Raw genomic sequence first — 10410 nt, 5'->3', positions numbered from 1 at the left:
GCGGTAGCCTGCACACCGCTATTAAGGTCGCCACTCAGATGGCAGCCAACCGCAGAAAGGAAATAACCCAATGAGTAAACACACACCCAAAGCCCATGGCCACAAGGCCCGGAAGCGCTTTGGCCAGAACTTTCTGCACGATCAGCACGTAATCGGAAAAATCGTAAAAGCGATCAGCCCGAAACCCACGGATTGTCTGGTAGAAATCGGGCCAGGGATGGGCGCACTGACTGAGCCGCTGCTGGAAACCTCTGGCAAGCTGGACGTGGTCGAGCTCGACCGCGATCTGATTCCGATTCTGCGTACTAAGTTCTTTAATTATCCGGATTTTCGTATCCACGAAGGCGACGCCCTTAAGTTCGACTTCAATACAATTCTCGAGCCGGGCCAACGCCTGCGTATTGTGGGTAACCTGCCCTATAACATTTCGACCCCGCTGATTTTTCATTTCCTGAGCCACCATAAAATGGTTCAGGACATGCACTTCATGCTGCAGAAAGAAGTCGTCGAGCGACTGGGCGCAGTGCCGGGCAACGGTGACTACGGTCGCCTGAGCATCATGGCGCAGTACTACTGCAAAGTAGAACCTCTGTTTATTGTCGGGCCGGGCGCATTTAACCCGCCACCGAAGGTCGAATCTGCCATTGTGCGCATGGAGCCTTACGAAGAGCTGCCGTTTCCGGCAAAAGACCACAAGGTACTTGAGCGCGTAGTGCGTGAAGCCTTCAGTATGCGACGCAAAACTATCCGTAATACATTGAAAAATCTTATTGATGCCGCCACCCTTGAAAATATTGGTATTGATACTGGCCTGCGCCCAGAGAATCTGACACTGGAGCAATACGTCACCATTGCAGACAAGGTTGCAGAGCTACTGAAGGAGTCATCCGATGAAGCTTGAAGACACCGTCAATGTTGAGGTGGAAACCGAATACCTCGAAGAGCAGTCACTGCCAGAAGATGACCGCTTTGTGTTCGCTTATCACATCAGCATCACCAACCGCGGTGATCAGGGAGCAACACTGCGGACGCGCCATTGGTTCATCGCCGACGGCAATGCCGATGTTCAGGAAGTAAAAGGTGAAGGCGTTATTGGCGAACAGCCTACCATTGAGCCAGGTGAGACCTATCGCTACTCATCAGGATCAGTCCTGCAGACACGCGTCGGTAGCATGCGCGGCTACTATGTTATGGAAGCGGACGACGGCACCCTGTTTCATGCGACCATCCCTGTATTCACCCTGGCTCTACCCAACGCACTGAACTGATGGCTACCTACGCGATTGGCGATCTGCAGGGCTGTTTCGAGCCGCTACAAAGACTGCTCAGCGAAATACGTTTCGACCGTAATAACGACCACCTGTGGTTTGCAGGCGATCTGGTTAACCGTGGCCCGGAGTCGCTGGAGTGCCTGCGCTTTATTCAGCAGTTAGGGCACAGAGCCACCGTCGTACTCGGCAACCACGACCTGCACATGCTGGCCTGCTACTACAGTGATCGTAAAACCAAGGGCGGCGATACACTGAAACACGTATTCGAGGCACCGGATGCCGGTTTTCTGATGGACTGGCTGCGGCATCAGCCTCTGGTTCATTACGATGCTGCGCGCAATTGGTGCATGAGCCACGCGGGGCTGCCACCTATGTGGTCAGCACGCAAAGCCCGCCGTCTTTCACAGGAAGTTGAATACATTCTTCAGAACGACTGCAAAAACTTCTTTCAGGGCATGTATGGCAACCAGCCAGACCTGTGGGACAAAAGTCTGACAGGCATTGACAGAATACGCCTGATCGTCAATTACTTAACACGTATGCGCTTCATTGACCAGGAAGGTCGCCTCGATCTGAAAACCAAAGAAGGTGCCGGGAGTTCACCCCAGGGGTTTATCCCCTGGTTCAGACATCCGCAGAGAAAATCAGCGGATACCCGGCTGGTATTCGGGCACTGGGCCGCTCTGGAGGGAAATGCCGATGTGCGCAATGTATGGGCTCTGGACACAGGCTGTGTCTGGGGTGGCTCCCTTACGGCATTGCGCCTTGAGGATCAACTACGATTCAGCGTGCCCGCGCAGGCTGACAGCTAAGAGAGACCCCAATGAACTTTGAACGAATTAATATCGCGGAAGCCAAATCTCTACTCGACGAGCCTGATGTGCGGATTGCCGACATCCGCGATGCCCATAGTTTCAATGATAATCACATTAAGGGCGCAGTAAACGTCGATAACGACAACCTGCCAGAGTTCATGCAGAACACACCGAAAGACGCTCCCCTGATCGTATGCTGTTACCACGGCAACTCAAGCCAGGGCGCCGCTCAGTTCTTTGCTGCTCAGGGCTACACCCGCGTATTCAGCCTCGATGGTGGTTTTGAAATGTGGAAAATGGCCGTTCCTGAATTGTGCGCTCGTTGAGCGCATCTCTCCCGCTTTTCCCATCCGGTAAATATCCCAGGAACACACAGCAGAAGAGGTAGGCTGTTTTTCTGATCTTGTGTGCTTTTATCTGGCTTTTCTGTCAAATCGTGTCTTTGATCACATTGGTCGACCAATAATGCTGCATGCCGGCACAAGCTGTGCATACTGAATATACGACGTCAAAGAAATATAAATTCTCTGGCCAACAACAACGAATAAGGGACATACTGGTCCCAGACATAGCAATTTTTTTACAGGGTTTTATGTAACGGAAACACATATTCGGACAGACCGATAAGGGGTGAACCATGAGCGTATTCAGTCGTTTCCAGGAGCGCTATCGCGACACGCAGGAAGAGGTAATGAGCCTTCAGGACTACCTTGAACTGTGCAAACAGGATCCCACCGTTTATGCCTCCGCGGCAGAAAGAATGCTAATGGCCATTGGTGAGCCAGAAATCATCGACACCTCCCGGGATCTTCGTCTGAGCCGGATATTTTCCAACAAAGTCATCAAGCGCTACCCAGCCTTCTCTGAGTTTTACGGTATGGAAGACGCCGTCGAGAACATTGTCTCCTATTTCCGTCACGCTGCGCAGGGGCTCGAAGAGCGTAAGCAGATCCTGTATCTGTTAGGCCCGGTCGGTGGCGGTAAATCATCTCTCGCCGAACGGCTGAAAGAATTAATTCAACGTATTCCTTTCTACGCGATTAAAGGTTCGCCTGTCTTTGAGTCGCCCATGGGGCTGTTTGACCCCAACGAAGATGGGGCGATTCTGGAGGAAGACTACGGCATTCCACGCCGCTATCTTGGCAAAGTCATGTCTCCGTGGGCTGTTAAGCGCCTCCATGAATTAGGCGGTGACATCAGTAAGTTTGAAGTCGTAAAACTTTACCCGTCCATTCTCGATCAGACTGGTGTGGCCAAAACCGAACCCGGTGACGAAAACAACCAGGACATTTCATCCCTGGTCGGTAAAGTCGATATCCGCAAGCTGGAAGACTATGCCCAGGATGACCCGGATGCTTACGCCTATTCAGGCGCACTCTGTCGTGCCAACCAGGGGCTGATGGAGTTTGTCGAGATGTTCAAGGCGCCTATTAAGGTGCTCCACCCATTGCTGACAGCGACCCAGGAAGGCAACTATAACGGCACCGAAGGCATGGGAGCGATTCCTTTCGAGGGCGTCATCCTCGCTCACTCAAACGAATCCGAGTGGCAGGCATTCCGGAACAATAAAAACAACGAGGCTTTCCTCGACCGTGTTTATATTGTGAAGGTCCCCTACTGCCTGCGCGTTGATGAAGAAATAAACATCTACAAAAAACTGCTGGAGCATTCGTCACTGGCTGAATCGCCATGCGCACCTGACACCCTGTCGATGTTGGCCCAGTTCACTGTACTTTCGCGCTTAAAAGTCCCCGAGAATTCCAGCGTCTACTCAAAGATGCGAATCTATAACGGCGAGAATCTGAAAGACACTGATCCGAAAGCCAAGTCGATTCAGGAATACAAAGATGGAGCTGGCGTCGATGAGGGTATGAGCGGCATCTCCACCCGCTTTGCTTTCAAAATTCTCTCCAAGGTATTCAATTTCGACTCAACCGAGGTAGCCGCCAACCCAGTGCACCTGATGTATGTCCTTGAGCAGGCGATTGAACAGGAACAATTCCCTGAGGAAACGCAGAATCGCTATCTGAACTACCTGAAGGAATACCTGGCCACCGAGTATGTGAACTTTATCGGTAAAGAAATTCAGACCGCGTACCTCGAGTCGTATGCCGAATATGGTCAGAATATCTTTGATCGTTACGTCACCTATGCCGATTTCTGGATTCAGGATCAGGAATATCGAGACCCGGAAACCGGTGAAATGCTCGACCGAGTATCGATCAATGAAGAACTCGAGAAAATCGAAAAATCCGCAGGCATCAGTAACCCGAAAGATTTCCGCAATGAAATCGTGAACTTCGTACTGCGTGCCCGTGCCAACAATAATGGCAATAACCCCAGCTGGCAGTCCTACGAGAAGATGCGCTCCGTTATCGAGAAGAAAATGTTCTCGAATACTGAGGATCTTCTGCCGGTCATATCCTTCTCCGCAAAATCTTCGAACGAAGATCAGAAGAAGCACGACGACTTCGTCGCGCGTATGACCGAGCGCGGCTACACCGAGAAGCAGGTTCGCCTGCTTTCTGAGTGGTATCTGCGCGTTCGTAAGTCACAGTAATTGTCTGCGGGCACCTGTTCGCTGGGTGCCCGCTGAGAGAGGGTTGAATGTCATATATTATTGACCGACGCTTGAACGGAAAGAATAAAAGTATGGTCAACCGCCAGCGTTTCCTACGGCGCTATCGCGGCCATATCAAAGACGCAGTGCAGGATGCCGTAAACCGCCGTTCCATCACAGATATGGATCGCGGCGAGCAGATCAGTATTCCCACCAAAAATACGCACGAACCGCGCATCGGCCATGGACAGGGGGGCCGACAACACCGCGTATACCCAGGCAATAAAGAGTTCAATACCGGCGATGAACTGGAGAAGCCACGAGGTGGAGGCGGTGGCCAGGGTAGCGGACAGGCCAGTAATCAGGGCGAAGGCGAAGAAGACTTCACATTCGCCATTACCCGAGAAGAATTCCTGAATTATCTGTTTGATGATCTGGCACTGCCTAACATGGTGAAGCAGTCTCTTGCGCGCACTAAAAACTTCAAGACCCGTCGCGCTGGCTTTGTCTCTGAAGGCACACCAAACAACCTCTCGGTGGTAAAGTCGATGCGCAACGCCCATGCCCGCCGCATCGGAATGGGCGCTGGTAAGCGTCGCAAGTTAAAAGAACTTGAGGCTGCATTGGCTGATGCAGAAAACCGTGGCGACTCAGGTGCGGTTGCAACACTGAAAGCCGACATCGCTGATCTTCAGCGTCGCCTCAAGAAGATCCCTTTCCTTGACGATATTGACCTGCGCTATCGCAACCAGGTCAAAGTGCCCATGCCTACCAGCAAAGCCGTGATGTTCTGTCTGATGGATGTCTCGGGCTCAATGACGCAGGACGTCAAAGACATGGCTAAGCGTATCTATCTGCTGCTGTATCTTTTTCTGGAGCGCAATTACGAACAGATTGAGATTGTATTTATCCGCCACCACACCAGTGCCAAAGAGGTAACCGAAGAAGAGTTTTTCTATTCGCGGGAGACAGGCGGCACCATCGTTTCCAGTGCCCTGAAACTGATGAATGAGATCGTAAAATCACGCTACGACGAAAATGAGTGGAATATCTACGCAGCTCAGGCATCGGATGGCGATAACTGGGATGATGACTCCCCTCAGTGCGCTGAAATCCTGCGAAACGAACTTCTGCCAGTAGTTCAGTACTTCTCATACATTGAGATTACGCCGCACAACCATCAGGCGCTTTGGGAAGCCTACCAGCAGGTCGGCAGTGAGTTTAAAAAGAACTTTGCGATGGCTCAGATCCGCGGTCCTGAGGATATATTCCCGGTATTCCGCGAGCTGTTCTCAAAAGAACAGTATGAGGAGGCAATATGAGTAACTACATATCCACCGATTCGGACTGGACCTTTGCACTCCTCGAAGAATACGACAGCGAAATAGCGCGCGTCGCGGCCCACTATCGGCTCGATACTTATCCGAATCAGATCGAAGTTATCAGTGCAGAGCAGATGATGGACGCTTACTCGTCGGTCGGTATGCCAATCGGCTACAACCACTGGTCCTACGGTAAGCAGTTTCTTGCTACTCAGAAAGGTTATCAACGCGGTCAGATGGGGTTGGCGTATGAGATCGTCATTAACTCCAATCCCTGTATTGCCTACCTGATGGAAGAAAACACTCTGCCGATGCAGGCACTGGTGATTGCTCACGCCTGTTATGGGCACAACTCATTCTTTAAAAATAACTACCTCTTCCGCACCTGGACGGATGCGGGCTCCATCATTGATTACCTGGTGTTCGCCAAAAATTATGTACGAAAATGCGAAGAGCGCTACGGTCAGGATGAAGTTGAGCAGGTTCTTGATGCCTGCCATGCTCTGCAGAATTACGGTGTCGATCGCTACCGCCGACCCAAGCCAATTTCTGCGGCCGAAGAACGGATGCGTCAGGAAGAGCGTGAAGAAATCCGCCAGCAGCAACTGAACGATCTCTGGCGCACCCTTCCAACCAAAAAACAGAACGGAGATGCAGCCCAGAAGAAACGAAAATTCCCGTCAGAGCCGCAAGAAAATATTCTGTACTTTATTGAAAAAAATGCGCCTTTATTACAGCCATGGCAGCGTGAGCTGGTGCGTATCGTTCGTAAAATATCTCAGTACTTTTACCCACAACGTCAGACTCAGGTCATGAACGAAGGCTGGGCTACTTTCTGGCACTACACACTGCTGAACCATCTTTACGACGAGGGAAAAGTTAACGATGGTTTTATGATGGAGTTTCTTACTTCACATACCAACGTGGTGTATCAGCCTGGATTTGATTCACCCTATTTCAGCGGTATTAACCCCTACGCACTGGGCTTTAATATGTTCCAGGACATTAAGCGTATATGCGAAGACCCTACCGATGAAGACCGCGAGTGGTTCCCGGATATTGCAGGAAAAGACTGGCTGGATACTCTGCACTTTGCCATGCGTGACTTTAAAGATGAGAGTTTTATTCAGCAATTCCTGTCACCCAAGCTGATGCGCGACTTTCACTTGTTCTCTATTTACGACGATGAAGCGGCAGATCACTATCGCGTTGATGCGATTCATAACGACAGCGGTTTCCGCCGGTTAAGAGAAACCCTCGCACGCCAGTACGACCTGTCAGTGCGGGAACCGAATATTCAGATCACAAACGTTGATATTGAAGGCGACCGCTCAATCACCCTGAGGCACACGCAGCAGGATGGAATGCCACTCGCCGGAGATACGTACGAAGTGCTTAAACATATTCACCTGCTCTGGGGCTTTGATGTTCACCTGGAAAGCTGGGATGGCGATAAGATGCTGAAACGGATGAGCTGTCCGTCGATATCAGTAGAACTTTGATTTATTGCGCTGACTCAACAGCCGGGACCATCACCTACCAGGCAATCACCATATCATCACGCTGAATCGCTAAGCGCTCTGCAGGGCCGCCCAGCTCAGCAATTACAAACTGTGGCTGCACCTGCTTAACCACGGCTTCGGCGGCCATGTCAGTCAGCTCAGTACGAGGCTCCAGATCCAGGTTATAGAGAGTTCCTGTGCGATACACTTTTAATGTATCCCCCGGCCGTAAACCAGCGGCAGCGCTTGCTTCTATGTGCAGACGATTGCCGCGAGCCCTGACTATCCGGGCCATAAAAGGCTGGCAACGCAACATTTCGTCAACATCACCGGCTGCTCGCTTGAGAATATCAGCCACTTCAGTGCCGTAAGACGTCGCCCAGAACTGCGGCGTAGCAAAGCCGGTTTTCTCATTTCGCGGCGCTTCCCACTCGCCTTCTGTGCGGTATGAGCGCTGGAACAACATGGCGCCACTGAGCCCGTCATGAACAAACACATCCATCACAAAGTCCCGAGTCGGCGCAGTAGGAAACCCCATCAACCGACTGGCAAATCCGCTTTTCTGTGGTGTATGTAACGCCAGGTCACGAATCACACCGGACACCACATATTGAGCACCAAGCTGCGTCGCCAGCGCCACAGAGGTTGTCAGACGCTGCTGAGCGGTTTCTGCTGACGGCGCGCGCCGAGGATCCTGATAGAGGCTGATCCGGGTTGCGTCGAGCGCGTGCACGCCACCACCTGAATTGAGCTCCGCAGCAAGCCAGCGCGGTAAGCCCTGTTCAATATTTTCTAATCGCCCTAAAGTAGCCTGCTGTGGCTGCGCCAGTCCGAAACCTGCAACGGCCACGGCTTTCCGGTAACTCTGTACGGAGGCAGGACACAAGGCTGCTTCGTCGACGTCAGCACGAATCGTAACTTCGTACATGCCGTTCACTGTGTCTTCACGCAGGATCTCAACATCACTGACCTGCGAGCGTGTCGATACGCGCACAGTGTCTGCACTGACGACGCCCTTCTCCATCAACTGCATTCCGCTGATCTGTGCGCCTGCCTGTAAACTGGCCTGATGCAGCGCATCTTCCATCGCCTGCTCTCGTGCATACGACAGTGCTCCTTCAACCGGAGCACGACCAGTCACCTGCACTACTTCGGCCTGAATATAACCAAACGGGAGTGCCAGCAGTCCGACAAGTAACGAAGATAAACGGAAGCGTTTCATAACAAAATCCCTTACTCGATGAAGTAGAAGCCGCTTTCAGGCACAGAGGCTTCGCCCTGAACACGGTTACGCTGGCTCGCAGCAAACTGCTGAGCATCTCGCCCACCAAGAGGCACCCTGCAATCCACGTTAAAGCGTTGGTTGTCCATCGTCTGCAGGCAGTTACGGAAGCCCTGATCGATGATCATCTCAAGTACGGTTTCTGCACTGCCATCTGGCATCAGGTCAGTAGAAACTACCCGCGCACCATGCATATAGGTTTCTACATAGCTGCGAAACCTGTCGTTCTGTACGACCATATCGCGCACGGTAGTGCTGCCCTGAACCGAGGTACCGTATACCCGCTCGGCCATGGCCCTGTAGGCATCCATTTTGGACGCACGAATGGCCATCAGGCGCTTCTGAACCGACGACTGCTTAGCGGCGTCATCAATAGCGCCGTAGCCGACAACCCGGAGCACCATAGGCGCAACAGGGTCAATTTCCTGTTCGACGGGCTTAAAGAATTGCTCAGGTGGTGCACTGGCATTGCCCTGATCCAGAACCGGTCCGGCACAGGCGGTTAACAATCCTGCAGAGAGCACCAGGGCGCCTGCGGTTACACATTTCAGCTTCATATCTGACTCCATACCAGCAGCAGGTGGATCACCATCCACCCCTGACTTGTTTTGCTATAAGACGGCTATCGGCCGATATGAAGAAAAGTTAAGACGATTGACGCTCACTTTTTTGTACTGACTTTGTAACCGCAGGATAACGACCAGCGACCAGTGCTCTTAACCACCGGTCCGGTGAGCGATGCCATTGGTACACAGCCAGCGATGCGAGCAGTATGGCGGCACCGGCAAAGCTCTCCCACTGCAAGCGTTCACCCCGCAACAGATAACCCCAGAAAATAGCGAGGACAGGTGCAACCAGCGTGATCAGCGTCACTCTTGAAGTCGGGAGCTGCCGCAGAATATAAAAGTAGAGTACAAAGGCGAGCAGCGAACCACAGGTAATCAGATAGCCCAGCGCAGCAAAAGAAATGACATCCTTTTCTTGCGGAATATGCACACCGAAGAAGGGGACCGTACAGAGATACAGCAACCCCGACACCCAAAGCGTGCCGCTCGTCTGAACCATAGGATGAATCCCTGCTCCAACCTGCTTCACCCAGACCGCGCTACCAGCGAAACACAATACCGACACCACACTGCCTACAATGCCGCGCCAGGCCAGACCGTCCATAGAAATGCGTGCCGACACCACCAGCGCCAGTCCCGCCAGCGCCATTACCAGAGCAAACGAACGTACAGGGGTGAGTTCACGCTCACGCAGAACAACATAAGCCAAGGCACCCGACAGCATGGGGGAAAGCCCATAAATCACTGAAATCAATCCCGATGGAATATGTGCAGCCCCCCAGTACACCGACATCATCGCGCCATAGATCCCAAGACTGCCGCCCAGATAACTCTGCAATGCCTGTTTATTGAAGACGAGGCGCTGGCGCATCAACCAGACCAGAGGCAGGGACAGTAAGGCACTGACCCACATACGCAGACTGACGGCCGTAAAAAAATCGAGCCCGTTCTGGCTGAATTGAATTGCCACTGGCGTGGTGGACCAGATCAGTACCACCAGAAGATACGCCACTATAATTTTCATAAGTCACCTATAGCCTACCGGGCTCTACCATGAACCCTGGGTGTGTTTTGGCAACACAGCGACCAGAA

Annotated in this window: 10 protein-coding genes; 7 read left to right on the top strand and 3 right to left on the bottom strand. The window is 52.2% G+C overall.

Annotation, left to right across the window (positions count from 1 at the left end; all coding sequences use genetic code 11):
* Positions 1-70 precede the first annotated feature (70 nt).
* The 7 genes from rsmA (at position 71) to B2067_RS00850 (ending at position 7470) form a co-directional block, all read left to right on the top strand.
* Positions 71-901 (top strand): 16S rRNA (adenine(1518)-N(6)/adenine(1519)-N(6))-dimethyltransferase RsmA, encoded by an 831-nt coding sequence (gene rsmA, locus B2067_RS00880; RefSeq protein ID WP_301387194.1) that lies wholly within the window; start codon positions 71-73, stop codon positions 899-901.
* A complete protein-coding gene (gene apaG, locus B2067_RS00875; protein ID WP_068441638.1) occupies positions 891-1268 on the top strand; it encodes a Co2+/Mg2+ efflux protein ApaG in 378 nt (125 codons plus the stop codon). Before rsmA ends, apaG begins: the two co-directional genes overlap by 11 nt.
* On the top strand, positions 1268-2083 hold the full coding sequence (locus B2067_RS00870) for a symmetrical bis(5'-nucleosyl)-tetraphosphatase (protein ID WP_301387193.1): 816 nt from the start codon (positions 1268-1270) through the stop codon (positions 2081-2083). Before apaG ends, B2067_RS00870 begins: the two co-directional genes overlap by 1 nt.
* An 11-nt stretch (positions 2084-2094) precedes the next feature.
* Positions 2095-2412 (top strand): thiosulfate sulfurtransferase GlpE, encoded by a 318-nt coding sequence (glpE, locus tag B2067_RS00865; protein WP_068441635.1) that lies wholly within the window; start codon positions 2095-2097, stop codon positions 2410-2412.
* A gap of 311 nt (positions 2413-2723) precedes the next feature.
* Entirely contained in the window at positions 2724-4646 is a 1923-nt protein-coding gene (locus B2067_RS00860; protein ID WP_068441632.1) for a PrkA family serine protein kinase, read from the top strand.
* Between the two features lie 47 nt (positions 4647-4693).
* Positions 4694-5968 (top strand): YeaH/YhbH family protein, encoded by a 1275-nt coding sequence (locus B2067_RS00855; RefSeq protein WP_301387192.1) that lies wholly within the window; start codon positions 4694-4696, stop codon positions 5966-5968.
* A complete protein-coding gene (locus B2067_RS00850; RefSeq protein ID WP_273091709.1) occupies positions 5965-7470 on the top strand; it encodes a SpoVR family protein in 1506 nt (501 codons plus the stop codon). The genes B2067_RS00855 and B2067_RS00850 overlap by 4 nt, the downstream gene beginning before the upstream one ends.
* 34 nt (positions 7471-7504) lie before the next feature.
* Here the strand turns inward: B2067_RS00850 and B2067_RS00845 are convergent, their stop codons facing one another.
* From B2067_RS00845 to B2067_RS00835, 3 genes are all read right to left on the bottom strand, one after another.
* Positions 7505-8692: a flagellar assembly protein FlgT gene (locus B2067_RS00845; protein WP_068441623.1), complete on the bottom strand. Its 1188-nt coding sequence runs from the start codon at positions 8690-8692 to the stop codon at positions 7505-7507.
* 11 nt (positions 8693-8703) lie between these two features.
* On the bottom strand, positions 8704-9309 hold the full coding sequence (locus tag B2067_RS00840; protein WP_068441647.1) for an LPP20 family lipoprotein: 606 nt from the start codon (positions 9307-9309) through the stop codon (positions 8704-8706).
* A gap of 88 nt (positions 9310-9397) precedes the next feature.
* Positions 9398-10342: a DMT family transporter gene (locus tag B2067_RS00835; protein ID WP_068441618.1), complete on the bottom strand. Its 945-nt coding sequence runs from the start codon at positions 10340-10342 to the stop codon at positions 9398-9400.
* Positions 10343-10410 lie beyond the last annotated feature (68 nt).

It is taken from the genome of Thalassolituus sp. UBA2590 (genome assembly GCF_002339775.1).
In the GTDB taxonomy this organism is placed as follows: domain Bacteria; phylum Pseudomonadota; class Gammaproteobacteria; order Pseudomonadales; family Oceanobacteraceae; genus Thalassolituus.
Note: the sequence above shows the minus strand (reverse complement) of the source record. Positions and strands in the feature narration are given on the sequence as shown.